Source organism: Sphingomonas sp. Leaf343 (genome assembly GCF_001423765.1).
Classification (GTDB): domain Bacteria; phylum Pseudomonadota; class Alphaproteobacteria; order Sphingomonadales; family Sphingomonadaceae; genus Sphingomonas.
The window spans coordinates 1-24,213 of sequence record NZ_LMPG01000011.1 but is presented as its reverse complement, the minus strand read 5'-3'; the positions used below and the strand labels follow the sequence as shown (position 1 = coordinate 24,213).

27 protein-coding genes are annotated in these 24,213 nt (G+C 66.8%); 17 read left to right on the top strand and 10 right to left on the bottom strand.

The window, feature by feature from the left end:
* Position 1 precedes the first annotated feature (1 nt).
* From tolB to ASG07_RS07620, 3 genes are all read left to right on the top strand, one after another.
* Complete coding sequence (tolB, locus tag ASG07_RS07630) at positions 2 to 1,378, top strand: Tol-Pal system beta propeller repeat protein TolB (protein WP_168377330.1); 1,377 nt, start codon at positions 2 to 4, stop codon at positions 1,376 to 1,378.
* 34 nt (positions 1,379 to 1,412) lie between these two features.
* Complete coding sequence (gene pal / locus ASG07_RS07625) at positions 1,413 to 1,931, top strand: peptidoglycan-associated lipoprotein Pal (RefSeq protein ID WP_055844940.1); 519 nt, start codon at positions 1,413 to 1,415, stop codon at positions 1,929 to 1,931.
* 127 nt (positions 1,932 to 2,058) lie between these two features.
* Positions 2,059 to 3,003 carry an IS1595 family transposase gene (locus ASG07_RS07620; RefSeq protein ID WP_055844078.1) on the top strand — a complete coding sequence of 315 codons (945 nt, stop codon included), beginning with the start codon at positions 2,059 to 2,061 and terminating at the stop codon, positions 3,001 to 3,003.
* 93 nt (positions 3,004 to 3,096) lie between these two features.
* On the opposite strand, the gene ASG07_RS16890 is transcribed toward ASG07_RS07620, so the two are convergent.
* The gene (locus ASG07_RS16890; RefSeq protein WP_082474630.1) at positions 3,097 to 4,032 is read right to left on the bottom strand and encodes a DUF3800 domain-containing protein; all 936 of its coding nucleotides are present in this window, start codon (positions 4,030 to 4,032) and stop codon (positions 3,097 to 3,099) included.
* A gap of 224 nt (positions 4,033 to 4,256) precedes the next feature.
* Between ASG07_RS16890 and ASG07_RS07615 the strand changes: the two genes are divergently transcribed.
* From ASG07_RS07615 to ASG07_RS07600, 4 genes are read left to right on the top strand one after another with little or no spacing between them, the layout of a single operon-like run.
* Entirely contained in the window at positions 4,257 to 5,150 is an 894-nt protein-coding gene (locus ASG07_RS07615) for an SPFH domain-containing protein (RefSeq protein WP_055844076.1), read from the top strand.
* 13 nt (positions 5,151 to 5,163) lie between these two features.
* Positions 5,164 to 5,376 carry a hypothetical protein gene (locus tag ASG07_RS07610; protein WP_055844074.1) on the top strand — a complete coding sequence of 71 codons (213 nt, stop codon included), beginning with the start codon at positions 5,164 to 5,166 and terminating at the stop codon, positions 5,374 to 5,376.
* Positions 5,360 to 5,596 carry a hypothetical protein gene (locus ASG07_RS07605; protein WP_168377320.1) on the top strand — a complete coding sequence of 79 codons (237 nt, stop codon included), beginning with the start codon at positions 5,360 to 5,362 and terminating at the stop codon, positions 5,594 to 5,596. Before ASG07_RS07610 ends, ASG07_RS07605 begins: the two co-directional genes overlap by 17 nt.
* A gap of 13 nt (positions 5,597 to 5,609) precedes the next feature.
* Positions 5,610 to 6,539 (top strand): alpha/beta hydrolase, encoded by a 930-nt coding sequence (locus ASG07_RS07600; protein ID WP_082474629.1) that lies wholly within the window; start codon positions 5,610 to 5,612, stop codon positions 6,537 to 6,539.
* 39 nt (positions 6,540 to 6,578) lie between these two features.
* Here the strand turns inward: ASG07_RS07600 and ASG07_RS07595 are convergent, their stop codons facing one another.
* The 3 genes from ASG07_RS07595 to ASG07_RS07585 are packed head-to-tail and all read right to left on the bottom strand — an operon-like array spanning position 6,579 to position 9,453.
* Complete coding sequence (locus ASG07_RS07595) at positions 6,579 to 7,433, bottom strand: S1/P1 nuclease (RefSeq protein ID WP_055844071.1); 855 nt, start codon at positions 7,431 to 7,433, stop codon at positions 6,579 to 6,581.
* On the bottom strand, positions 7,430 to 8,344 hold the full coding sequence (locus tag ASG07_RS07590; RefSeq protein WP_055844070.1) for an isoaspartyl peptidase/L-asparaginase family protein: 915 nt from the start codon (positions 8,342 to 8,344) through the stop codon (positions 7,430 to 7,432). Before ASG07_RS07590 ends, ASG07_RS07595 begins: the two co-directional genes overlap by 4 nt.
* Complete coding sequence (locus ASG07_RS07585; RefSeq protein ID WP_236694591.1) at positions 8,341 to 9,453, bottom strand: acyltransferase family protein; 1,113 nt, start codon at positions 9,451 to 9,453, stop codon at positions 8,341 to 8,343. Before ASG07_RS07585 ends, ASG07_RS07590 begins: the two co-directional genes overlap by 4 nt.
* Positions 9,454 to 9,574: 121 nt before the next feature.
* On the opposite strand from ASG07_RS07585, the gene ispG reads away from it, so the two are divergent.
* Genes ispG through ASG07_RS17645 form a run of 5 tightly spaced genes read left to right on the top strand, consistent with a single transcriptional unit; the run spans position 9,575 to position 12,767 of the window.
* The gene (gene ispG, locus ASG07_RS07580; RefSeq protein ID WP_055844068.1) at positions 9,575 to 10,699 is read left to right on the top strand and encodes a flavodoxin-dependent (E)-4-hydroxy-3-methylbut-2-enyl-diphosphate synthase; all 1,125 of its coding nucleotides are present in this window, start codon (positions 9,575 to 9,577) and stop codon (positions 10,697 to 10,699) included.
* A 34-nt stretch (positions 10,700 to 10,733) separates the two neighbouring features.
* Complete coding sequence (locus tag ASG07_RS07575) at positions 10,734 to 11,027, top strand: AbrB/MazE/SpoVT family DNA-binding domain-containing protein (RefSeq protein ID WP_055844067.1); 294 nt, start codon at positions 10,734 to 10,736, stop codon at positions 11,025 to 11,027.
* Positions 11,024 to 11,404 carry a type II toxin-antitoxin system VapC family toxin gene (locus tag ASG07_RS07570; RefSeq protein WP_055844066.1) on the top strand — a complete coding sequence of 127 codons (381 nt, stop codon included), beginning with the start codon at positions 11,024 to 11,026 and terminating at the stop codon, positions 11,402 to 11,404. The genes ASG07_RS07575 and ASG07_RS07570 overlap by 4 nt, the downstream gene beginning before the upstream one ends.
* Positions 11,401 to 12,300, top strand: a complete 900-nt coding sequence (locus ASG07_RS17650; RefSeq protein WP_055844065.1) for a DMT family transporter — start codon at positions 11,401 to 11,403, stop codon at positions 12,298 to 12,300. Before ASG07_RS07570 ends, ASG07_RS17650 begins: the two co-directional genes overlap by 4 nt.
* Positions 12,297 to 12,767: a GNAT family N-acetyltransferase gene (locus tag ASG07_RS17645; RefSeq protein ID WP_055844064.1), complete on the top strand. Its 471-nt coding sequence runs from the start codon at positions 12,297 to 12,299 to the stop codon at positions 12,765 to 12,767. The genes ASG07_RS17650 and ASG07_RS17645 overlap by 4 nt, the downstream gene beginning before the upstream one ends.
* Positions 12,768 to 12,846: 79 nt before the next feature.
* Here the strand turns inward: ASG07_RS17645 and ASG07_RS07555 are convergent, their stop codons facing one another.
* From ASG07_RS07555 to ASG07_RS07540, 4 genes are all read right to left on the bottom strand, one after another.
* On the bottom strand, positions 12,847 to 13,512 hold the full coding sequence (locus tag ASG07_RS07555) for a TIGR02466 family protein (RefSeq protein ID WP_055844062.1): 666 nt from the start codon (positions 13,510 to 13,512) through the stop codon (positions 12,847 to 12,849).
* Between the two features lie 21 nt (positions 13,513 to 13,533).
* A complete protein-coding gene (ppa, locus tag ASG07_RS07550) occupies positions 13,534 to 14,112 on the bottom strand; it encodes an inorganic diphosphatase (protein WP_055844060.1) in 579 nt (192 codons plus the stop codon).
* A 27-nt stretch (positions 14,113 to 14,139) separates the two neighbouring features.
* Positions 14,140 to 16,062 (bottom strand): M61 family metallopeptidase, encoded by a 1,923-nt coding sequence (locus ASG07_RS07545; RefSeq protein ID WP_055844058.1) that lies wholly within the window; start codon positions 16,060 to 16,062, stop codon positions 14,140 to 14,142.
* 119 nt (positions 16,063 to 16,181) lie between these two features.
* Positions 16,182 to 16,829, bottom strand: a complete 648-nt coding sequence (locus tag ASG07_RS07540; protein ID WP_055844056.1) for a DUF1345 domain-containing protein — start codon at positions 16,827 to 16,829, stop codon at positions 16,182 to 16,184.
* A gap of 51 nt (positions 16,830 to 16,880) precedes the next feature.
* Between ASG07_RS07540 and hisS the strand changes: the two genes are divergently transcribed.
* The 4 genes from hisS (at position 16,881) to ASG07_RS07520 (ending at position 21,665) form a co-directional block, all read left to right on the top strand.
* Positions 16,881 to 18,239 (top strand): histidine--tRNA ligase, encoded by a 1,359-nt coding sequence (gene hisS, locus ASG07_RS07535; protein ID WP_082474626.1) that lies wholly within the window; start codon positions 16,881 to 16,883, stop codon positions 18,237 to 18,239.
* Positions 18,236 to 19,315 carry a peptide chain release factor 1 gene (gene prfA / locus ASG07_RS07530; RefSeq protein ID WP_055844053.1) on the top strand — a complete coding sequence of 360 codons (1,080 nt, stop codon included), beginning with the start codon at positions 18,236 to 18,238 and terminating at the stop codon, positions 19,313 to 19,315. The genes hisS and prfA overlap by 4 nt, the downstream gene beginning before the upstream one ends.
* 149 nt (positions 19,316 to 19,464) lie before the next feature.
* The gene (gene prmC / locus ASG07_RS07525; protein WP_082474625.1) at positions 19,465 to 20,307 is read left to right on the top strand and encodes a peptide chain release factor N(5)-glutamine methyltransferase; all 843 of its coding nucleotides are present in this window, start codon (positions 19,465 to 19,467) and stop codon (positions 20,305 to 20,307) included.
* Between the two features lie 269 nt (positions 20,308 to 20,576).
* Positions 20,577 to 21,665 (top strand): DUF4167 domain-containing protein, encoded by a 1,089-nt coding sequence (locus tag ASG07_RS07520; protein ID WP_055844051.1) that lies wholly within the window; start codon positions 20,577 to 20,579, stop codon positions 21,663 to 21,665.
* A 75-nt stretch (positions 21,666 to 21,740) separates the two neighbouring features.
* Here the strand turns inward: ASG07_RS07520 and ASG07_RS07515 are convergent, their stop codons facing one another.
* Entirely contained in the window at positions 21,741 to 22,046 is a 306-nt protein-coding gene (locus ASG07_RS07515; protein ID WP_055844929.1) for a hypothetical protein, read from the bottom strand.
* Between the two features lie 101 nt (positions 22,047 to 22,147).
* On the opposite strand from ASG07_RS07515, the gene ASG07_RS07510 reads away from it, so the two are divergent.
* Positions 22,148 to 22,576: a CBS domain-containing protein gene (locus ASG07_RS07510; protein WP_055844049.1), complete on the top strand. Its 429-nt coding sequence runs from the start codon at positions 22,148 to 22,150 to the stop codon at positions 22,574 to 22,576.
* On the opposite strand, the gene ASG07_RS07505 is transcribed toward ASG07_RS07510, so the two are convergent.
* Entirely contained in the window at positions 22,573 to 24,045 is a 1,473-nt protein-coding gene (locus ASG07_RS07505; protein WP_055844046.1) for a lipopolysaccharide biosynthesis protein, read from the bottom strand. The genes ASG07_RS07510 and ASG07_RS07505 overlap by 4 nt on opposite strands.
* Positions 24,046 to 24,213 lie beyond the last annotated feature (168 nt).

The window sequence follows — 24,213 nt, the reverse complement described above, 5'->3', positions numbered from 1 at the left end:
GATGATGATGCGCCGTTTTCTGACCCTGCTCGCCCTCTCCACCGCTGCGCCCGTCGTGGCGCAGGAGGCTCCGCCGGCTCCCTCCGCTGCCCCGGCCGCGCAGCAGCAGGACGGCGGCGGACTGGTCGTGGATGTCGAAGGCGGCATCTCCGCGCCGATGCCGATCGCGATCCCGGTGATGCCGACCCAGTCGGTCGTCGCGACGCCCGCCGGATCGACCGACGTGCTGGGCCGGCAGCTGGCGGACATCATCGCCACCGACCTGCGCAATTCCGGGCTGTTCACGCCCTTGCCCGCCAATCGCCTGCGTGCGGTGGCGTTTCCGGAAGTGACCGCACCGGTGTTCGATTACTGGAGCGGGACGGGCGCGCAGTCGCTGGTGCAGGGCTTCGTCCGCGCCAACGGCGACGGCAATCTGACGGTCGGCTGTTACCTGTACGACGTCGCCGCGAAGACGGAGCTGACGCGGCAGGGCTTCGTCGTGCCGCCGGCCGACTGGCGGCGCGCGGCGCACAAATGCGCGGACACGATCTATGCGCGGCTGACCGGCGAGGGGCCGTATTTCGACAGCCGCGTCGTCTATGTCTCGGAGACGGGGCCTAAGGACAAGCGCGTGAAGCGGCTGGCGATCATGGATCAGGACGGGGCCAACCACCGCTTCCTGACCAACGGCCAGTCGATCGTGCTGACCCCGCGCTTCGCACCGAACCAGCAGTCGATCGTGTATATGAGCTATGTCGGCAAGATCCCGGCGATCTATGTCTACGATATCGGGTCGGGCAAGCAGCGGCTGGTGGTGCAGAACGTGGCGACCACCTTCGCGCCGCGCTTCTCGCCCGATGGCCGCTACATCCTGTTCTCGATGGCGCAGGGCGGCAACACCGACATCTACCGCGTGTCGTCGCAAGGGGGCACGCCGCAGCGGTTGACGACGTCGCCTGGGATCGACACCGGCGGCAGCTATTCGCCCGATGGGTCGAGGATCGTGTTCGAGAGCGATCGTTCGGGCGGGCAGCAGATCTACGTCATGAACGCGGACGGTTCGAACCAGCAGCGGATCAGCTTCGGCGGTGGGCGCTATGCGACGCCGGTCTGGAGCCCGCGCGGCGACCTGATCGCCTTCACCAAGCTGGCGGGCAATTTCCGCATCGGCATCATGTCGCCGTCGGGTGGCGGCGAGAAGCTGCTGACCGACAGCTGGTCGGACGAGGGGCCGAGCTGGTCGCCGAACGGCCGCGTCATCAATTTCTATCGCTCGGGCCGCGGCTCGGGCGGATCGGGGCAATTGTGGTCGGTCGACCTGACCGGCGTCAACGAACGCCGCATTCCGACGCCGCTCGGCGGCTCCGACCCCGCCTGGGGGCCCTTGCGCCCCTGACGACATTTGGTTCTGACATACCGGGAGTATGACCATGAAGCTGAAGACCACGCTGATTCTCGCCACCGCCACGCTGGCGCTGGCCGCCTGTTCCAAGAAGCGGCCGGAAGTGCTGCCACCCGCGCCTGTTACCGGTCCTGTCGACACCGCGCCGACCGGCCAGACCGGCCAGACCGGCAACGAGGTGGTGCCGGGTTCGAACGCCGACTTCACCCGCTCCGTCACGTCGAACACGGTCAATTTCGGCCTCGACCAGTATGACATCGACCCGCAGGCGCGCGCGATCCTCGACAGCCAGGCGGAATGGCTGAACCGCTATCCCAACGTCCGCATCACGATCGAAGGACATTGCGACGAGCGCGGCACGCGCGAGTACAACCTCGCGCTCGGCGACCGCCGCGCGAACTCGGCGAAGAACTATCTGGCCGCCAAGGGCGTGTCGCCGTCGCGGATGAGCGTCATCAGCTATGGCAGCGAACGCCCCGCCGAAACCGGGTCCGACGAGGCCGCCTACGCCGCCAATCGCCGCGCGGTGACGATCGTTCTGAGCTGATTTTAGGACGAGCTTGCCAAGTTGAAGGACCCTCCTTCGCCGGCGGCGGGGGAGGGCTTTTTTTGGGCGATATCATACTTGACGTACCCAATGGGCGAGCGCAGGAATGAGGCAAGGAGTTAAGCCCATGTCGTCCGCCCTTTCCGCCCCGCACTTCCACAACGAGGAAGCCGCTTACGCCTTCGTCGAGAAGCGAATTTGGCCGCAGGGTCCGACTTGTCCGCATTGCGGCGGCGTCGAGCGCATCAGCAAGATGCAGGGCAAGAGCACCCGCATAGGCGCCTACAAGTGCTACCAGTGCCGTAAGCCCTTCACCGTGAAGATCGGGACCATCTTCGAGGCTTCCCACGTTGCCATGCATATCTGGCTTCAGGCGATGTATCTGATCGCCGGCAGCAAGAAGGGCATGTCGAGCAACCAGCTTCACCGCATCCTCGGCGTTACCCTCAAGACTGCTTGGTTCATGTCGCATCGCATCCGCGAAGCTATGCGCTCTGGCGACCTCACCCCGTTCGGTTCGGACGGCGGCATTGTCGAGGTGGACGAAACCTTCATCGGCCATGATCGCAGCATCAAGCCGGAAGGCGAGAAGAAGGGCCGGGGCTTCGCGCACAAGCACAAGGTGTTGTCGCTCATTGACCGCTCCACTGGTCGCCAGCGTTCGATGGTGGTGGACAGCCTCAAGGCTGCGGACCTCACCCCGATCCTGACCGACAACATCGCGCAGGAAGCGCACGTGATGACCGATGAAGCGGGTTATTATCGCCATCTGGACAAGCATTTCGCCTCGCACAGCTTCACCCGCCATAGCGCGGGACAGTATGTCGATTATGCGAACCCGTTGATCCATACCAACACCATCGAAGGCGCGTTTTCGATCTTCAAGCGCGGCATGAAGGGCACGTATCAGCATTGCGCCAAGAAGCACCTTCACCGCTACGTTGCGGAGTTCGAGTTCCGCTACACCAACCGCATCGCGACCGGCTTCAACGACGCCGACCGCACCGACGAAATGCTGCGCGGTGTCGTTGGCAAGCGGCTCACCTATGAAACGACTCGTATCGGAGGGTGATAGCCATGCCGAAGAAGAAAGCCGGGATGACGCCCGAGGAGCAGAGCGAGAAGTTCAGGCGCGAGGTGCAAAGACTAATCGACGCTGGAGAACTCATTGCCACAGAGGCAGATGATCGTTTCCAGGCTCTGGTCGACTCCAGTTTGAAGGAGCCAAAAGCTTCCGATCATACCTCATGACTTGTGGCGGATATATACCAGCTTGAACCATAGCTTGGTAAAAACTGGTCAGATGCATATTCACCATCACTAGCTTATTAATGATATGTACCACGCCCGCGGTTCCAGCGTCTTTCTTTCTGTGTTTCCATAAGTCGTGCGGAATCGGTAATCCCTTCATATGATTCACGTTCGAGCGACGAATGGTCCACGCCAAAAGGTCAGCCGCTTGAAGGCCAACCACATCTTTGTCGTTCCTGAATATAGGAGAGTTTGATAAAGTTGCACCGATATCATCAAAGGTGTTTGCTACTAGGTCATCCCAAAACCCTAAAACGATCTTGTCGTGACTCATTTGAGAGTCAAAGATTATGTCTAGCTTATCAGTTCTACCTTTCGATCTAAGCCAGTCGGCGGTCTGAATGACAAGATGGTTCAAAAGCATCTGGTACGGAGGGAATCTCCTCCGCACATCTTTGGTGTCACCGAATACTTCAATATAGTGTTCATGAAGCATGATAGATGACGACATAATCAGCTTATGCTTTGAGATAGTAGCTATTAACTTTTCTAGTTTGGCGTCCGCATCGCTGCGTTGCCATCCGCGAAAAGCATCCCCTAAGCGTTTCCATTCTACCGCATGGAAGTAATCAAGCTTAGGTTCTTCGTCTAAAACTGCCTGCCAGTCGTCTGAAAACAAGGCCCATTGACTCGCGGTAGCGATCCAACCAGCTAAGCAGTAGATCGGTGGCTGATTTATGCCGCTGTCATCAACAAACATCTGTAACATAGCAATGAGCTGGCGCTCCCTACGCTTGCGGGGAAAGCCAGACACCAACGCCCGAACCGAATCACCCGCTGGCTCAGCCATAGCGGCTTCTCCGTGGGTACGCGAAATATAACAGCGCCTTTTTTTGCGCGCGGATTATCCTCCGTCCGCCCGCCATTGCGGGCGCAGCGGAGCAATCCCGTCCAGCGCGCGCGGCTCCGGGTCGCCGCATGGCTTTCTCCTCTTGCTGATCGAAATTCGCCGACGCCCCCTTGCATCACCTCCTGATTCGATATTAAAGTGATATCATAATAAAGGAGGGACGGATGGAACAGGGGATACTCACGCGGTCTGCGGAGCGGCCGGCCGCCAGCACGAACGGGCTGGCGATGCTCGCCGCAGGGGTGCTGGCGCTGATCGGCGGGATTGCGTCGATCGTGGAACTGGCGACGGAGCGCTGGGGCCCGACGATGTCATGGCTGCCGATCCTGTGCATGATCGCCGCCGTCTTCATCGCCTGCGGCTTCTACATGCTGCAACCCAATCAGGCGGCCGCGATCACCCTGTTCGGCGACTATCGCGGTACCGATCGCAAGGCTGGCCTGCGCTGGGTGTTGCCGTGGCTGATCCGGCGGCAGATCTCCGTACGGTCCAACAACGTCATCTCCGAACGGATCAAGGTCAACGACCTGCGCGGCAACCCGATCGAGATGGCCGCGCAGGTGGTGTGGCGCGTCGTCGATACGGCGCAGGCGCTGTTCGACGTCGACGATTACAAGGCGTTCGTGAACGTGCAGATTGAGGCGGCGGTGCGGACGATCGGATCGCGCTACCCCTATGACGATTACGAGCATCAGGAGGTGACGCTGCGCGGCAACCACGATCAGGTCGGCGCTGAACTGCGCCACGAACTGATCGCGCGGCTGGTCGTGGCGGGAATCTCCGTCGACGAATGCGGCTTCACGCACCTCGCCTATGCGCAGGAGATCGCGGGGGCGATGCTCCGCCGGCAACAGGCGCAGGCGGTGGTCGCGGCGCGGACGACGCTGGTCGAGGGCGCAGTCGGCATGGTCGAACTGGCCCTGGCGCAGCTGTCGGCGAAGAACGTCGTCGAACTGGACGACGAACGCCGTGCGGCGATGGTGTCAAACCTGATGGTCGTGCTGTGCGGCGAACGCGACACGCAGCCGGTCGTCAATACCGGATCGCTCTACCAGTAATGCTGGTCCGACGATGACCGTCCCGCCGCGCAAAGCCTTTCCGCTGCGTCTCGATCCCGCCTTATACGCGGCGATCGAGCGGGCGGCGACGGGCGATTTGCGCAGCGTCAATGCGGAAGTGGAATGCCTGCTGCGCGAGGCGCTGGCGCGGCGGGGGGTGAAGCTGGACGCGCCGCAACCGGCGCGACGCGGGCGACCGCCGAAGGGGGATGACGATGGCGAATGAGCGGGCGTGGTTCGTGCGAAGCGGATTGTCGTTCCGGCCGGTGACCGGGGCGGGATGGCTGGCGACGATCGTCTTCCTGATCGTGGTGACAATCCCGACCTGGCTGGTGTTCGCGCGCGACGGTGCGCCGCCGGCGTGGATGGTGGCGGTCTGGACGGTGTTTCTGCTGGGCAGCAGCGCCGTCTTCGCGGTGTTTGCATGGCCGAGGTCGACAACATGAGGGGAGCAGGGCGATGATCTGGATGACGATGATGGCGGCTGCGGTGAAGACGGCGGCGGTCGCGAGTGCGGTGACGATCCCGGGGCCGCAGGGGCCGCTGGCGGGGACGTTGCTGGACGCCGGAAAAGGCGCGCCGGTCGTGGTGGTGATCTCCGGCTCCGGGCCGACCGATCGCGACGGCAACAACCCGATGGGCGTGACCGCGGCCTCCTATCGCCTGCTGGCGGAGGCGCTGGCGGAGCGCGGTGTCTCCACGCTGCGGATCGACAAGCGCGGCATGTTCGGGAGCGGTCGCGCGGTTACGGACGCGAATGCGGTGACGATCGCCGACTATGCCGCGGACGCGAAGGGCTGGGCCGCGGAGGCGGCGCGGCGGACGGGTGCACTATGCGCGTGGCTGCTGGGGCATAGCGAGGGCGGGCTGGTCGCGCTGAGGGCAGCGCAGGACCCGCGCGGACTGTGCGGCGTGATCCTGATCGCCGCGCCCGGGCGGCCGCTCGGCGCGGTGATGCGCGAGCAGTTGCGGGCCAATCCGGCCAACGCACCGATCCTGTCGGCAGCGCTCGGCGCGATCGACTCGCTGGAGGCGGGCCGGCGCGTCGACCCGGCGACGCTGCCGCCACCGCTCGCCGGGCTGTTCCCGGCGGCGGTGCAGGGATTCCTGATCGATGCCTTCGCGCAGGACCCGGTGACGCTGGCGGCGCGGATCATGCTGCCCGTGCTGATCGTGCAGGGCGACCGCGATCTGCAGGTGTCGGTGGACGACGCGCGGGCACTGGCGAAGGCCGACCCGCAGGCGACGCTGGCGATCGTGCCCGGAGTGAACCACGTGTTGAAGACGGTCGGCGAGGGCCGTGCCCCGAACCTGTCAGCCTATGCCGATCCGTCCCTGCCGGTCGCGCCGGGCGTTGTGGACGCGGTCGCGAAGGCGGTGGGGCGGTAGCGGCCTGCCGTCATGCCGGGCCCGTCCCGGCGTGACGTCTTAGCCCAGCGCACGGTCCAGCATCTTCGCCAGCCGCAGTCCGCCCTTCACGACCTCGTTGCGCATCACCGGCACCAGCTTTTCCACGTTCGCGTCGGTCAGCGTCACGCGCGCCGGCGTCGGCCGGCACGGGTCGCCGTGCATGGCGACTTCGTAGGCGGTGTGGGCGACCTGCCAGCTTTCGCGGCTCCAGTCGGTGACGGTGCCCGCGCCGAGCCGTGCGCGGTCGGCGGCGGAATAGCGGCGGACGAGGGGCGGCGGCGAGGAGATCGCGCGCTCCGCCAGCAGGCCGTCCCAGACCGAATGCAGGTTCAGCCGCGTCGGCGCATAGATGCCGTACGCGGCCCTGGCATCGTTACCGCCCTTGTCCGACTTGTCACCCGCATGCAGCGGCTGGTGCAGGTCGCCGACGAAATGGGCGAGGAAGGCGAGCGCCATCGCCCGGTCCTTCGCAGGAGCGCGCCGGTTGGCAAGCATCGCGGCCTGCCGGTCGATCTGGGTCGAGACGCAGTCGCCGTCAGTGCACGCGGGCTTCAGCGTGAAGGGCTGGCAGATGTTCACGTTCTGATAGTGCCAGCTATAGGCATAGCCGAACCGCGATTGGCCGGCGGCGTCCTTCAGCGGCTTGACGCAATCGGGCCAGACGCTCGCTTCCTGAATGGTGCGGGCGGGGCATCCGGGGGTGCCGAGCTGCGCCTGGGCCAGGAGGATGCGGCCGATCGCGGCGCGGGTGCGCGGCGTGACGTTGGCATAGGCTATCGAGGCGACCGTCTGATGGCCATATTCCCAGAACGCCGCGGCGGGCTGCGCGAGCAGCAGGAACGGCAGCAACAGCGCCGCGACGATACGCTTCATCCCTCGTCTCCGTAGATCGCGACCTCCCTCGTCGTCGCGCTGACAGTGCCCCGATACATGCCCAAGGTATTGAAATGCCAGATCGGATCGCCGCTCGTGGGGCAGACGATGACGCCGCCGGTGCCGCCCATCGCGCGTACGCCCGCCAGCACGGTCGCGGCTGCCTGTGCCGGGGTTTCGCCGGCCAGCCGCATCCGCGCCGCGATCTCGCGCGCGACGGACTCGCGCAGGAAGAACTCGCCGGAACCGGTGCACGATACCGCGCACGCCCGGTCGTCGGCGAAGGTGCCCGCACCGATCACCGGCGTGTCGCCGATCCGGCCCCAGCGCTTGCCGGTGACGCCGCCGGTGGAGGTCGCCGCCGCGACATGGCCCGCCGCATCGCGGGCGACCGCGCCGACGGTGCCGTATTTCATGTCGACGTCGAACCAGTCGCTGTCCGCCTTCATCTTCGCCAATTGCGCGCGGCGTTCGGGCAGCACGAACCAGTCGGGGTCGATCTGCTCCAAACCCTGTTCGCGGGAGAAGACGTTCGCCCCCCTGCCGGCGAGGAAGACGTGCGGACTATGCTCCATCACCGCGCGGGCGAGCGCGACGGGGTGGCGGGTGCCGGCGATCCCGGCGATCGCGCCGGCATTGCGGTTGCGTCCGTCCATGATCGCGGCGTCGTGCTCGATCTGGCCGTCGAAGGTCAGGACCGCGCCGCGCCCGGCATTGAAATGCGGGTCGTCCTCCAGCACCTCGACCGCCGCCTGCACCGCGTCCAGCGCCTCGCCGCCGGCGGCCAGCAGCGCGGCCCCGGCGTCGAGCGCCTGCGCCAGACCGGCGCGCGCGCCTGCGTCCATGGCGGACGTCAGCGCGTCGCGGTCGATCCGGCCCGCGCCGCCATGCACCATCAGCGTCCACGTCATGATTGTCTCCGAAGTCCGATCAGCGGCCTGAGCCACGGCACCGCGCGGCCCCCATAGTAGAAGGCGGTGCAACCCGCGACGGTCGCGGCGACCAGCACCGCGAACTCCTGTCCCGCGGTCAAAGCCGCGTTCCACAGCACGTAGGCGACGACGACGATGATCGTCTGATGGACAAGGTAGAAGGGAAAGACCGCCTCCGTCAGGGTCGCGCGGATCGGCGCATCGCGGTTGAACCAGCGCTCGGCGATGCCGATCAGGGCGACGATCGCGCCCCATTGCTGCGCCGCATGCGCAACGCCGTAGCGCGCGAACAATGCCGGCCCCCATGGGCCGATCCAGCCCCGCTCGATCCCCACGACATAGGCGTATCCGGCGATCGCCAGCACCGCACCCGCCGGCCACCACCGCCCGATCGCGCGCATCGTCGCGGGCGATCGGGCGAGCGCGAAGCCGAACAGGAAGGCAGGGAAATACGAAAGGTGCGCGATCCAGTCGCCGACCAGTGCGTGAGTCTCCCCCACCATCTGGAACCAGCGCGCGTGGATCGCGGTCGACCACGCCAGCGGGACGACGATCACCCCTACACCGCCCAGCGCGCTGCCGAACAGCCAGTCGAAGCCGTGCTGCGCCCTCCGGATGCGGATCGCGGCGACGCCGATCGCCAGCAGGGCGGTGTAGAGCCACAGGTAGCCGACGAACCACAGATGGTTCCACGTCGGCACCGTCACCTGACCGAGTCGCCGGAAGGTGAAATAATCATGCCCCCAGAAATGCAGATAGCCGGCCGGATAGCCATAGCGCAGCACCAGCTCCACCCAAGCCTGCGGCGGCACCACCACGGCGACGCCTAGCGCCAGCGGCACCAGCAGCCGCCAGCTCCGGTCGCGCACGAATCGGCCCAGCCCGTGCGACCGCGCCAGCAGCGCGCGGCTGGCGTAACCCGATACGACGAACAGCAAGGTCAGCCGCCACGCGTTGACCGCAAGCATCGGCACCGTCGCCCAGCGTTCGACATGGTGCGACTTGGCGTGGAAGTTCCACGGCACGAAGACCATGCCGATATGGTAGAGGATCAGGATTGCGAACGCGCCGATCCTCAGCCAGTCCATCCCATAATGCCGCCGGATGGCGGTTGGCTCATAATGCCGCCTGATCGCTGGCGTTTCGGTCATTGGCGCTGCCGTACACCCTGGTCTTTGAACCGCAACCCGCGCGCTGTATAAGAGCCCCATGTCCATCAGACCCTGGCGTGACATCGTCCGCCGTCAGAGCCGCCAGATCATGGTCGGCACCGTCCCTGTCGGCGGCGGCGCGCCCGTCACCGTGCAGACGATGACCAATACGCCGACCAGCGATCCCGTCGCGACGATCGACCAGATCCGCCGGTGCGAGGATGCGGGCGTCGACATCATCCGCGTCTCCGCCCCCGATGTGGAAAGCACCGCGGCGCTGAAGCAGATCGTCCGCGCATCGCGGGTGCCGATCGTCGCCGACATCCACTTCCACTACAAGCGCGCGCTGGAGGCGGCGGACGCGGGCGTCGCGTGCCTGCGGATCAATCCCGGCAATATCGGCTCGGCCGCGCGGGTGAAGGAGGTCGTCAACGCGGCGAAGGCGAATGGCTGCGCGATCCGGATCGGCGTCAATGGCGGGTCGCTGGAGCGGCACCTGCTGGAGAAATATGGCGAGCCGTGCCCCGATGCGCTGGTCGAATCGGCGATGGACCACATCAAGCTGTTGCAGGACCACGATTTCCACGAGTTCAAGGTCGCGGTGAAGGCGTCCGACCTGTTCCTGGCGGTCGCGGCGTACCAGCAGCTGGCGGAGGTCGTGGATTGCCCGCTGCATCTCGGCATCACCGAGGCGGGCGGCCTGATCGGCGGCACCGTCAAATCGTCGATCGGGATGGGATCCTTGCTCTGGTACGGCATCGGCGACACGATCCGCGTGTCGCTGTCGGCGGAACCCGAGGAGGAGGTCCGCGTCGGCTTCGAGATCCTGAAGGCGCTGGGCATCCGCAACCGCGGCGTCCGCGTCGTGTCCTGCCCCAGCTGCGCGCGGCAGGGGTTCGACGTGATCCGCACCGTACAGGCGCTGGAGGAGCGGTTGACGCATATCCGCACGCCGATGTCGCTGTCGGTGCTCGGCTGCGTCGTCAACGGACCGGGCGAGGCGCGCGAGACCGATATCGGCATCACCGGCGGCGGCAACGGCAAGCACATGGTGTATCTGTCGGGCGTCACCGATCACCACGTCCAGGACGCCGACATGATCGAGCATATCGTGCGGCTGGTGGAGGCCAAGGCGGCGGAGATCGACGCCGCGGACGAGGCGCGGGCGCTGGCGGCGGCATAGGTCCTGTGTTAGCCTTATCAGCGGAGCGTCGTCCGTGACCTATCAAGCCCGTGTCACTGCTGAAGGACAGTTGGTCCTGCCGGAAGAACTGGCGGAGGAACTCGGGCTGCGTCCGGGCACGGTGCTGACGATCGCCCGGGAGGATGGCAAGCTTGTATTGAAGAACTACGAGCAGGTCGTCCGTGATGTGCAGGCGCGTTTTCGGGCAATGCTGCCGCCCGGCGACCAGAATAGCATCGCAGACGAGTTGATAGCCGACCGTCGTGCGGAGGCGGCGCGCGAGAACGTCGATCATGGCAGGTGGTCCAGGGATCGCCCGGGCGCGTGACGCATGTTGTCGACGCATCCGCCGTGATGGCGGTGCTTCAGCAGGAAAAAGGCGCAGAGGTCGCCATCCCGTATTTGCATGGCGCGTTGTTCAGCGCGGTCAACTTCTCTGAGACGCTTGCGAAGATGAGTGACCAGGGCATCGACGTTGCGGCTTGCAAAGCGTTGCTGGATGACTTGGGCCTCGTCGTTACACCGTTCGACGAGCAGCAGGCGATCCTGGCCGCGTCCTTGCGGCTACGGACACGCTACGACGACGTGTCGTTGGCTGATCGGATTTGCCTTGCCCTGGCGCTTCAGAAAAATCTTTCGCTGCTGACCGCCGATACAAAGTGGTCGACGTTGGGTCTTGCAATTGAGATACGGCAAATCCGGTGACCGCATCCCGCACCGTTACCCCCGCGCTCGCCTTTGCCGTGGCGGCGGCGGGGATCGGGCTGTTCTCGATCATGGACGCGTTCATGAAGTCGCTGGTGCTGGCGATCGGCGTCTACAACGCGCTGCTGTGGCGCACGCTGATCTCGGCCGGGCTGGGCGCGGCGGTCTGGCGCGTCGGCGGTGCGCCGCGGCCCAGCGCACGGGGGTTCCGGCTACACGTGCTGCGCGCCTGCGTCACGGCGGTGATGGCGGTGCTGTTCTTCTGGGGACTGGCGCGCGTGCCGATGGCGCAGGCGATCACGCTGACCTACGTCGCGCCGATCCTTGCGCTGCTGCTGGGCGCGGTCGTGCTCAAGGAACGCGTCGGCCTGCAGGTCGCGATCGGCTCCGCCGCGGCGCTCGGCGGCGTACTGGTCGTGCTGGCCGGGCAGTCGCAGATGCGGCTGGGCGAGGAGGCGCTGGCCGGATCGGTGGCGGTGATCGCATCGGCGGTGCTGTACGCGGTGAACCTGATCGTCGCACGATTGCAGTCGCAGGCCGCGGGGCCGGGGGAGATCGCGTTCTTCCAGTCGGGGATCATTGGCCTGATCCTGCTCTGCGCCGCGCCGTGGCTGGCGATATGGCCGGATGCGGGCGAATGGCCCAAGCTGGCGATCGGCGCGGCGCTGGCGACGGCGTCGCTGTTCCTGCTGGGCTGGGCCTATGCCCATGGGGAGACGGGCTATCTTGCGACCACCGAGTACACATCGTTCCTGTATGCCGCGCTGCTCGGCTATGCAGTGTTCGGGGAACGCCTGTCGCTGTGGACGATCGCGGGGGCGGGCGTGATCGTCGCCGCGTGCCTGTACGCCGCCCGGTCGAGGGACATCGCCGCGCAGATGCAGGTGGTGCCGTGATCCGGCCCGCCCAACCCGCCGACGTCGCCACCATCCTGCGCTTCGTGCGCGAACTGGCGGTGTTCGAGCGCGAGCCGGATGCCGTGCTGGCGACCGGGCCGATGCTGCACGACGCCCTCTTCGGTGATCGACCCGCCGCGGAGGCGGTGATCGCCGAAGATGGCGAGCCGCTCGGCTTTGCGCTGTTCTTCCACAATTTCTCCACGTGGCAGGGCAAGCGCGGCCTGTATCTGGAGGATCTGTACGTGACCCCCGCCGCACGCGGGCGCGGCTTCGGCAAGGCGCTGTTGCGGCATCTGGCGGCGCTGGCGGTGGAGCGCGATTGCGCCCGCTTCGAATGGTCGGTGCTGGACTGGAACGCGGACGCGATCGCCTTTTACCGCGCGATGGGCGCGGTGGGGCAGGACGAGTGGACCGTGCAGCGCGTCGACGGCGAAGCGTTGCGCAGGCTGGCGGAGCCCGGGTGAGCCACGCTTCGCCCGCTATGCCTGCACGCATGGCGGCACCGGCCGCATTCCGGGAGAAGCCAAGCCCCTCCGGATAGTCCTAGGATTTCACGTCGATGTTCATTGCCACCGAGATCCGGTCGCCGGTCCCGAGATGCGGGCGGACACCGTGGCGGGTCCAGGCGGGGAAGACGACGAGGTCGCCGGCCCGGGTGACGACGCGGCGTTCGATCGGTTGCGGCTGGCCGTCCGTGCCGACGAGGCGGAAGCCGGGCAGGCGCATATAGGGGACGGGGGCGCGGGGGTCTTCGAAGAACAGTTCGCCGCCGGCCTCTCCCTCCGCGGGGGGCGTACCCATATCGACGTAGAACACTGCGGCCCAAAGCACGCCGGGATGCGCGTGGCTCATGTTCAGCGCGCCGGCGGGCGACACGTTCGCCCACATCCGCACCGTCCATTCGTACGACGCGGCATCGCGCCCGTCGAACCACGACAGGCGCTTGCACATCTTCACCGCCGTGTCCGCGAGCGTCGCGGCAGCGGGGCCGCCCCACCCCGTTCCACCGGTGCCGAGCATGTCGGTGGCCGAGTGCCAGCCACCGACATTGGACCGCGCGATGCCGGAATCGGCCGCGCGCTTCGCCCGGATCGCCGCCGCCAGCGCGGCAGTCAGCGCCTGCGAGTCGGCGAGGTGCCCGTGCAGGATGGGCGTCTCGTACAGGCCGAGCAGGTCGGCGCGCACGCGGATGCCGTCATACTCGCCCATCGCCGGACCGCAGGCCGAAGGTCAATCGCGGCCGGGGACGTCGTGGTCGTGCGGTTCCTCGCCCTTGGCCTTGGCCTCGTCGTAGCGGGCGATCGCCTCGATCGTGATGCGCTTGGCTTCGTCCGCATCGCCCCAGACGCCGATGCGGACCCACTTCTTCTTTTCGAGATCCTTATAGTGGGTGAAGAAGTGCTCGATCTGCTCGAACACGATCTCCGGCACGTCGGCGCGGCCGCCGACGTTGGAGTAATAGGGGAACACCTCGTCGACGGGGACGCAGACGAGCTTCTCGTCGCCGCCGGCCTCGTCTTCCAGGTTCAGCACCGCGATCGGACGCGCGCGGACGACGCAGCCGGGAATGAACGGCGAGCGGGCGATGACCAGCGCGTCGAGCGGATCGCCATCCGGCGAAAGCGTGTGCGGCACGAAGCCGTAATTCGCCGGATAGCGCATCGGCGTGTGCAGGATGCGGTCGACGAACAGCGCGCCCGACGCCTTGTCGAACTCGTACTTCACCGGCTCGCCGCCGGTCGGCACCTCGATGATGACGTTCAGGTCGTCCGGCGGGCTTTTGCCCACCGGGATCAGGTCGATACGCATAGCAGTCCCCCGTTTACGTGATGCGGTTCAACGCGCCGTCAGCAGACGGTCCAGTCCCGTCTCTCCCGTGCCCGTTTTCTGCAGGCGCGGATAGCGGGGGCCGTCGTGATAGTCGATAACCAGGTCGCGAAGACGATCGCCATTCTTGACGAGCAGGCGGATCGGCTCCTTCGTGCCCTTCGCGGCCAGGATCGCGGCCTTCAGCCGGTCGCCGCTATAGGCCATGCCGCCAATCCCCTCGATCTCCGTGCCGACGTCGATGTCGGCGGTATAGGCGGGCTTGCCCCAGATCGACGAGGTGACGACGCCGTCCTTGTTCACGACGAGGCCGAGCGAGGCGGACACGTCGGTGCCGCGCGCCTTTTCCGCTTTCGTGAAATACGACGTCGGCGTGTCGGTATAGACCAGGGTATAGCCGTTCGCGACGAAGCCGCCGAGCGGCGCGGGCTTGCCCGTCTCGGTCAGGCGGGTGCGCAGGAATCCCGCCCAGTCATAGGGCTGGATCGTGTTCAGCGTCTGCGCGACATCGTCGAACGTATAGGTCACCTCGCCCCAGTCGCCGTCGCGGATGCCGAAGAACGCCTTCGCGAAATCGTCGATCGACTTCGTGCCGCCCGATTGCTTGCGGAGCATCGAATCGACCTCCATCCACACCAGCAGCCCCTCGTTGTAATAATCCTCCGACCGCTGCCAGCTCGTCCAGCCCTTGGGCCGGCGCGCGGAGATGACGGGATCGTTGGTCGTATCCACCAGCGGCCGCCACTGGCGACCCGGCGTGTTGTCGTAGGCCGCGAGGATCGTCGCATAGGCATCCAGCGTGTCCTGCTTCGACACGATGCCGGAACGCGCCTGCAGGACATAGCCCCAGAACTGCGTCTGGCCTTCGTACACCCACAGCAGCGATCCCTGCATCGGCGTGCGGTAATCGGGCGTCCACAGGTCCGCGCCGCGGCGGAACTTGCCGTCCCAGCTATGCGTGAATTCATGCGGGAGGAGGTTGCGGCGGGTGACGCTGTTCTCCCAGTCGATGAAATAGCCGGGGCCGACGCCGTTTTCGGAACTGCGGTGATGCTCCAGCCCGATGCCGCCGAGCTGGTCGGTGATCGACAGCAGGAATTCGTATTTGTCGTAATGCTGCGCGCCGAAGGTCTTCACCGCCTGTTCGACGAGGCGCTTGTGCGCGTCGATCTGCTCGGGCTTGGCGGCGAGCTGGTCGGGGGTGTCGGCGAAGACATTCAGGTCGACCCGGTCGGACAGGGGCCACGTCTTCCCGTACTTGCCCGCGAGGATCGGCGAATCGACCAGCACCTCGTAATTCGCGGTGTCGTAGGTGTAGGTCGCGGCGGCGGCGGATTGCGCGGCCTTGGCCGGAATCGCACCGGCGGCGGTCCAGCCGGCAGGGAACTTCACCGTCATCTGGACGGGGATGCGGCGGGTGAAATAGCCGGCCGGATAGAGGCTGACGGAGTTGGGCTGGAGCGAGATCATGGTCGGCGTGGCGACGACGCGACCCTGATCGGCCTTGGTCGCGGACAGGAACTGGAACTCCGCATCCAGCGTCTTCGCACCCGCCGGCACGTCGATGTGGAAGGCGAACACGTCGACGGGGTCACGCCGCCACGGCAGGATGCGCCCGCCGCTGCGGATCACGAGGCCGGCCAGCTTCTCGATCTCGCCACGCGGCGAATGCGCGCCCGGCAGCCATTTCGGGAACAGCAGGACCATGTGGCCCGACTTCGCGACGGGAATCGTCTCCCTGACGCGGAAGATGCCGCGCTCGTTGTCGGTTGCGTCCACGTCGAGGCGGATCGTGCCCGGATAGGCGACGTCCTGCGCGACGGGGACGGTGTCGACGAACGGCACCGGCTGCGGCGCGGAATTGCCGGCGGGCACCTGCGCGACAGCGGCGGCGGAGGAGAGCAGGAGCGCGGCGGCGGCGTATCGGAGCATGGACAGCCTTTTCGAACGATGGGCGAAAGATTGGAAGGCACCAGTGTAATGATCGGAAAGGACAGAAGTCCAGTCGCTTAAGGGGCCTCATTGCTCGCCTTGCAGGGGAGGAACAGGGGCTACCCGCCCCCCAGCACGTTGATCGTGAACGCCACCACGCCGAGATTGAACACGAACGCCGCCAGACTCTGCCCCAGCACGACGCGGCGGATGCGACCCGAGCCGATCTCCACGTCGCTGGTTTGGAACGTCATGCCCAGTGTGAAGCTGAAATACAGGAAGTCCCAGTAATCGGGCGTATCCGTGCCGGGAAAGTCCAGCCCGCCGGCATCGCGGCCGAGGGGATCGTCGATGTAGAACAGATGTGCGTAATGGAGCGCGTAGACGGTGTTGGAGAACAGCCACGCCAACACCAGCGTCGCGATCACCAGCACGATCGAGCCGCTGTCGTTGCGGCCCTTCAGTTCGCCCGCAACGGCCACGAGGATGACGGCCATCGTCACGCCGGTAAAGCCCAGCAGCACCGCGCGATTGGCGTCGTTGGCGCGTGCGGCGGCGCGCATCCGCTCCGCCTCGCCGCGGCGGAACAGCGTCGCAATGGCGACCAGGAACACGGTCGCGGCGATGTCGAACGCGGCCATGATCCCGCGTCCGCGCCCCCATTCGGGGATGCCGACCGCCAGCGCCGCCGCGAATACGACGGCGAACAGCACGAAGCGTGGCGGCGCCACTCTTTGGCCAAGGCCCCACCACGGTGTGTCGCTCATGCCGGCAACGCTAGCGCTTGGCCGCGGCCTCGCCTAGATAGCCGCGCTTCTATGGCCCGTATCGAAACCCCCAGGCGCGTGCGCGGCACGCAGGACATCTTCGGCGAGGAGCAGCGGCGGTTCGCGCACGTGCTGTCGACCTTCGAGAAGGTGCGCGCACTCTATTGCTTCCAGCGCGTCGACATCCCGATCTTCGAGGCGACGGAGGTCTTCTCGCGCTCGATCGGCGAGACGACCGATGTCGTGTCGAAGGAGATGTATACCTTTCCCGACCGCGGCGGCGACCTGCTGACGCTGCGGCCGGAGTTCACCGCCGGTTTGGCGCGGGCGTTCCTGACCGAGGGGTGGCAGCAATATGCGCCGCTGAAGCTCGCCACGTCCGGGCCCGTCTTCCGGTACGAGCGCCCGCAAAAGGGCCGCTACCGCCAGTTCCACCAGATCGATGCGGAGGTGATCGGCGCGGCCGAGCCGGCGGCGGATGTGGAGTTGCTGGTGCTCGCCGACCAGCTGCTGCGCGAACTCGGAATCGAGGGCGTGACCCTCCAGCTCAACACGCTGGGCGACGCGGAGACGCGCGACGCGTGGCGGGCGGCGCTGATCGCGCATTTCGAGGCGCATCGCGGGGACCTGTCGGAGGACAGCCTCATGCGGCTGGCGAAGAACCCGCTGCGCATCCTCGATTCGAAGGACCCGAAGGACCGGCCCGCGGCGGACAGCTCGCCCGACATCGACGCGTTCCTGACACCGGACGCGCGCGCGTTCTTCGATGCGGTGACGGCGGGGCTGGACGCCGCCGGCGTCGCGTGGACGCGCAACCCCCGACTGGTGCGCGGCCTCGATTATTACCGCCACACCGCGTTCGAGTTCGTGACCGATCGCTTGGGCGCGCAGGGCACGGTGCTGGCCGGCGGGCGCTATGACGGGCTGATCGGCTCGCTCGGTGGGCCGGAGACGCCGGGTGTCGGCTGGGCGGCGGGGGTCGAGCGGCTGGCGATGCTGATCGAAGAGCGCGCCGAGCAGCGTACGGCGGTCGTTGTCATCCCGGTGAGCATAGAGGCTGAGCCGGACGCGTTATCGCTCTTATGCGACCTGCGTCGTGCGCATGCGTCTGCGGACATGGCGTATCGCGGCAACGTCAAGAAACGCCTGGCAAAAGCCAACTCTCAGGGATCGGCGCTGGCGGCGCTGGTTGCGCGTGACCCGGACGGTCACGCGACGATTGCAGCGAAAATCCTGGGAACCGGACAGCAATTCGAACTGTCAGGGACGGATGTAGATGCATTCATCCATGCTGCGACGCTCTACACGCGGGGCGTGACTGACGACGATGTCGAGTCCGAAACCGTTCTCGAAGAGATGATCTCCGAATGGCGAGACGGCATCTGGACGTCACAGGACGCATCTGAATGACCCCCATCTCCCCCGACCGCATCCGCCAGATCGAGGCGCGGCGCGACGAACTCGCGGCGCAGATGGCGACCGGCGACCTGCCCGGAGATCGCTTCGTGGCGGTGTCGAAGGAATATGCCGAGCTGGAGCCGGTCGCGCAGGCGGCGGGCGAGGTGCGGCGGCTGCGGCAGGAGGCGGAAAGCCTCGCCTATATGGCCGAGGATACCGCCGACGAGGAACTGCGCCAGATGGCGGCGGAGGAACTGCGCGACAACAAGATCGCGCTGGAGGCGGCGCATCACCGCCTCGCGCTCGCCCTGCTGCCGCGCGATGCCGCCGACGAACGCTCGGCGATGCTCGAAGTGCGCGCCGGTACCGGCGGCGACGAGGCGGCGCTGTTCGCGGGCGACCTGTTCCGCATGTATCAACGCTATGCCGAGGGGCAGGGCTGGCGCGTGGAGATGATCTCCGGCTCGTCGTCCGATGCGGGGGGCTTCAAGGAAGTCGTCGCCTCCGTCAGCGGGCAGGGCGTGTTCGCCAGGTTGAAGTTCGAATCCGGCGTCCACCGCGTGCAGCGCGTGCCCGCGACCGAGAGCGGCGGCCGCATCCACACCTCCGCCGCCACCGTCGCGGTGCTGCCGGAGGCGGAGGAGGTCGACGTACAGATCGACGAGGCGAAGGACCTGCGCATCGACGTCTACCGCTCGTCCGGCCCCGGCGGCCAGTCGGTCAACACGACCGACTCGGCGGTCCGCATCACCCACCTTCCGACCGGGCTCGTCGTCATCCAGCAGGACGAGAAGTCGCAACACAAGAACAAGGCCAAGGCGCTCAAGGTTTTGCGGACCCGCCTGTACGAGGCGGAGCGCGAGCGGCTGGCGAACGAGCGATCGGGTACACGGCGCGCGATGGTCGGGTCGGGCGACCGGTCGGAGCGGATCCGCACCTATAATTTCCCGCAGGGGCGTGTGACCGATCACCGCATCAACCTGACGCTCCACCGCCTGCCCGAGATACTGGAGGGCGAGATGGGCGAGCTGATCGGCGCGCTGATCGCCGAGGACGAGGCGGAGCGGCTGGCCTCGCTGGACGGCTGATGGCGCGCGGCGTGGATGACGACTTTGGGGGGCGGGCGACGTGCTTCCATCCCCCCGTCATCGCGAGGAGCAAAGCGACGCGGCGGTCCAGAGCCGCAAGCGTGGACCTGGATGGCTTCGCTGCGCCCGCAAGGACGGGGTGACGGTCGGTGTCGGCTGACCCCCTTGCGTCGGGAGCGCGTTGCGCCGCTGCCCTCAACGCCGCCGCCGCGCGCTTCGGTTTCTCCGCGACACCTCGCCTCGACGCCGAACTGCTGCTTGCGCACGCACTGGGGATAGAGCGGTCGACGCTGCTGCTCGACCTTGATCGCCCGGTACCACCCGCTTTCGCGGATCTCGCCGCCCGTCGCGAGCGGCAGGAGCCGGTCGCCTATATCACCGGCACGCGCGGCTTCTGGACACTCGATCTGACGGTCGGGCCGGGGGCGCTGGTGCCGCGCGCGGACAGCGAGACGCTGATCGCCGCGGCGGTGGCGCATTTCGCGGGGCGGCCACCGGCGACCTTGCTCGATCTCGGCGCGGGGCCGGGGACGCTGTTGCTGGCTTTGCTCGACGAATGGCGGGATGCGCGGGGGCTGGGCGTGGACCGGTCGGCGGAGGCGCTGGCGTGGGCGCGGATCAACGCGACGGCGTTCGGCCGGCGCGCGGCCTTCGTTCAGGGCGACTGGACGACCGCGATCACCGGTCCGTTCGACTGCATCGTCGCCAACCCCCCCTATATCGCGACCGGTGAAGATCTGCCGCCGGAGGTTGCCGCCTTCGAGCCGGCGGAGGCGTTGTTCGCCGGGCCGGACGGGCTGGACGATTACCGCCGCCTCGCGCCCGAGCTGCGGCGGTTGCTTGCGCCCGGCGGCGCGGTGCTGCTGGAGATCGGATGGACGCAGGCGCAGGCGGTCGGCGACCTGCTGCGCGATCGGGGATTCGTCGTGACGGAGCACTGCGATCTGGGCGGGCGGCCCCGCGTGTTGTCGGGCGTGCTGCCGACGACTTGACCGCTATCCTGCATCACCCATATTTCGCTTGTAGGGCAGGGGCGTCGCCCGCTATGAGCGGGTCGGGCACACGTTCTCCAACTGTTATCGCTGGGCGACACGGTCGCCGGACGACAGGCGGTTCGAGATCGCGGCAACGCCCGCACCCTGAAGGCACAGGTCGCCGCTACGCTGGGCGACGTTACGGGCCGGTTACGGTCCCGTCGCGCTCCGGATCGGACGCGAAGGCACAGCGGATACGTATCTCTTCTGGATTAGGGACGAACAGCTTGATCAATAATCGGCAGGCCGGTCGCCGTCGCGGCCGTGGTGGCAATGCCAGCGGTGGTGGCAATAGCGGTGGTGGCCAGCGTTCCGGCGGCCAGGGTCGTCCCGACAACGGCAACCGTATCGACAATCGCGCACGCGGCAACGCGAACCAGCTGTACGAGAAGTACAAGAACCTGGCTGCGGATTCGCAGCGGCAGGGCGACCGCGTGAACACCGAATATTATCTGCAGTTCGCCGACCATTATTTCCGCGTCCTCAGCGACCAGCGTGGCCGATTCGAGGATCAGCAGCCGCGCCGCCAGCAGCCCGATTTCGACATCGACGGCAACGACGACGATTATGGCGACGAGGGTGAGCCGATCCGTGCCGGCGAGCAGCAGGACGGCGGCCGCAATGGCGGCGATCGCGGCAACGACCGCAATGGCGGCGACCGCAACAATGGGGACCGCAACGACCAGCGTGGCAACGAGCAGCGCTACGCCGAACCTCGTGGCGAGCGCAGCGAGCGGCCGCCGCGTCGTGACGGTCGTCAGCAGGAGGGCCGTCAGCAAGAGGGGCGTCCACAACAAGATCGCCAGCAGCAGGATCGCCAGCAGCAGGATTACCGCGAAGACGGTGATCGTCAGCCGCGCCGTTGGGACAATCAGGGCGACGACGCTGGCGAGGAGGCTCCGCGCGCCGAGCGCCAGCCGCGTCGTCAGGACACCCGCTCCGACGGCGAACGGCAGGAGCGCCAGCCGCGCCGCTGGGAGCGCGATACCCCGCAACAGGCGGAGGTCGAAACCGAGGTTGCAGGTCAGCGACGTGCCGACCCGCCTGCGCCCGGCGAAAACCTGGAGGCGCGTGCCGAAGCGGTGCTGGAGGCGGATGCGCCCCTGGTCGCTCCGCGTCGCCGTGGTCGCCCCCGGCGCGACGCGTCGATCGAGGCGGCTCCGGAAAGCAGGACGGAAGGCAATGGCGTCGACGCCGATCGCCTGCCGCCATCGCTCGGCATCTCGGCCGCGCCCGCCAACGAGGCGGACGGGGATGAGCCGCGGCCGCGCCGTCGTCGCGCGCGCGCCGTCGTGGCGGATGCCGCGACCGACTGATCGTTCTATCCCGTGGTTTGAAGAGGCCGGTGTCCCCCAAGGACGCCGGCCTTTTTCGTTGCGGCGCGCCCATCCTCAGTCGATCCGTTCGACATCCTCGTCATGGCCGCTGCCGGAACTGAGGAAGGTCAGCCCCATCAGCGCGCCCGCCAGCATCACCGATCCGCCGACGCCGCCCAGAATCGCGAACATCGTGACGAGGTGGAGCGGCCCCTGCAGATAGGCCAGCAGCACGATCGCCGCCGCTGCGATCGTCGCCGCGGCCAGCGTCATCCACGCCAGCAGCGACCGGAACCGCGCCCACGCGAATCGTGCATAGTCGTGGTCGGTCAGTCCGCTGGGCGGCTGGCCGGCGAGCGGCTGATTTGGCGGGTTGGCCATCGGGCGGTGCGATCCGTGATCCATGTGCTTTCCATTGGGCGTGAAACGTGATTTCCTCAATATCCGGGCGACGAGATCCGGTGACATGAGGTGAGGCAAGGATGACGATCGCGGCGATCCTGAAATCCGTGCACCATGAGGTGGTCACGATCGCACCCGATGCGAGCGTCGCCGACGCGGTGGCGCTGCTCGGCGAGCGGCGGATCGGCGCGGTGCCGGTAATGCAGGGCGGGCGCGTCGTCGGCATCTTTTCCGAGCGCGACGTGATCCGCATGCTGAAGGACGGCGGGGCGGCGGCGCTCGACGGACCGGTGTCGGCGGCTATGACCGCGCCGCCGGTGACGGTCGCGAAGGACGATGCGGTGATCGCCGCGCTGTCATTGATGACCCATCGGCGTATCCGGCATCTGCCGGTGCTCGATGGCGATACGCTGGTCGGCTTCGTGTCGATCGGCGATCTCGTCAAATACCGGATCGACCGGATCGAGGCGGATGCCGCTGCGATGCGCGACTATATCCAGACGGCCTAACCGGTCCGCCGCACCGTCGCGATCAGTTCCGACATGGTCGCGCGCGCGAACAGCGCCAGCCAGCCGCCATAGATCCCCGCGCCCGCGACCACGAGGATCGCGAGTCGCGGCAGCGGCGACAGGAGTAGCAGCGCTTGATCGAGCAGCAGCACCGCTGCCGCCATGGCCAGTGCCGCGATCAGCACGGGCGCGACGGCCGACAGGATCGCGTGCCCGCTCGCGCCGATCACCGGCAGCGCGCGCCACGAGCTGATCCCGAGGTAGACTGGATAGGCGCAGATCCATGCCGTCGCGAGCCCGCCCGGCCCCCAATGCGCGCCGATCAGGAAACCGATCGCTAGCACGACCGCACCGATCGCGCCATTGCTGACGCCGATCCCCGGCCGTCCCAATGCGTCGCATGCCGGGGTGTAGAGTACCTGCAATGTCATGAACGGCATGGCGAGCGCGAGCAGTCGGACGACCGGCGCGGTTTCCGCCCACTTCGGTCCCAGCGCCGTCAGCACCAGCGGCTCGGCCGTCACGGCCAGCCCGAGATAGAAGGGAAAGGCGGCGGCCATCACGACTTTGACCGAGCGCACGAACGCGGCCGCGACCGCTTCGGGATCGTGCTGGATTCGCGCGTAAGCGGAGAAGGCGACTTCGTTGAGCGGCGGCACTACCTTGGATACGAAGATCTGCGCGAGGAACAGGCCGGTCGTGTAGATCCCCAGCGTGTGAGGCGAGAACAGCCGCCCGGCGATGAACACGTCGGCCTGACTCTGTCCGAACCAGAACAATTGCCCGGCCGCGACGATACCTCCGTAGCGGGCGAGATGCCCCGCACCACGAAAGTCGAAACTCGGCCACACCAGCGACCGCGCGCTCCACGTCATCATCGCGCCGCGCACGCCGAACAGGATCAGCGGCGCGATCACGAGCGTCCAAACGCCCCATCCGGCAAGTGCTCCAGCGAGCGCGGCGGCGGCCGCGGCGATCGAGGCGCAGATGTTGGCCCGTGCCTGATGCCGGAAATCCATCCGGCGGCTCAGCAATGCGAAGGGCAGCGCGACGAAGGGTGTCGTCAGGTAAAGCAGAGCCTGCACGCGCAGCATGTCGGCGATGATCGGCTGCCGGTAATAGGCCGCCGCGACGGGGGCCAGGAGTAGCTGGAGTGCCGCAAGTCCAACATTCAGCGCGATCAACATCCCGAACAGCTGTCGTATCTGCCGCTCGGTGACGTCCGCCGCCTGGATCAGTCCACTGGCGAGGCCGAAGCCGTTGAGCATGTTCAGGAGGACCAGCACCACCTGCGCCATCGCGAACAGGCCGTAATCGCGCGGGTCGAGCAGCCGGATGACGAGAAAGGTCGACGCCCATTGGATCATCTGCGCGACGATCTGGCTTCCGGAGCGCCAGATCACGGCACGCCGGACCTGTGTCCGCAGCGATTCGGGTGATTCCGGGCCGGGAACGGGGGATAGGGTCATCCCGAAACCCTAGCGTTAAGCCCCTCACAAGCGGTGAACCCCGCCGTTTTCCAGCTTTCCGGACAAAAATTGCACATTTCTGACAGAAAGGGTTTGACGGGCATGGGGTGTTGTCCTAGATGGGTTTCACCGCAGCGGCGGCCCGGACGGGTTGTTGAGGTGGTCGCC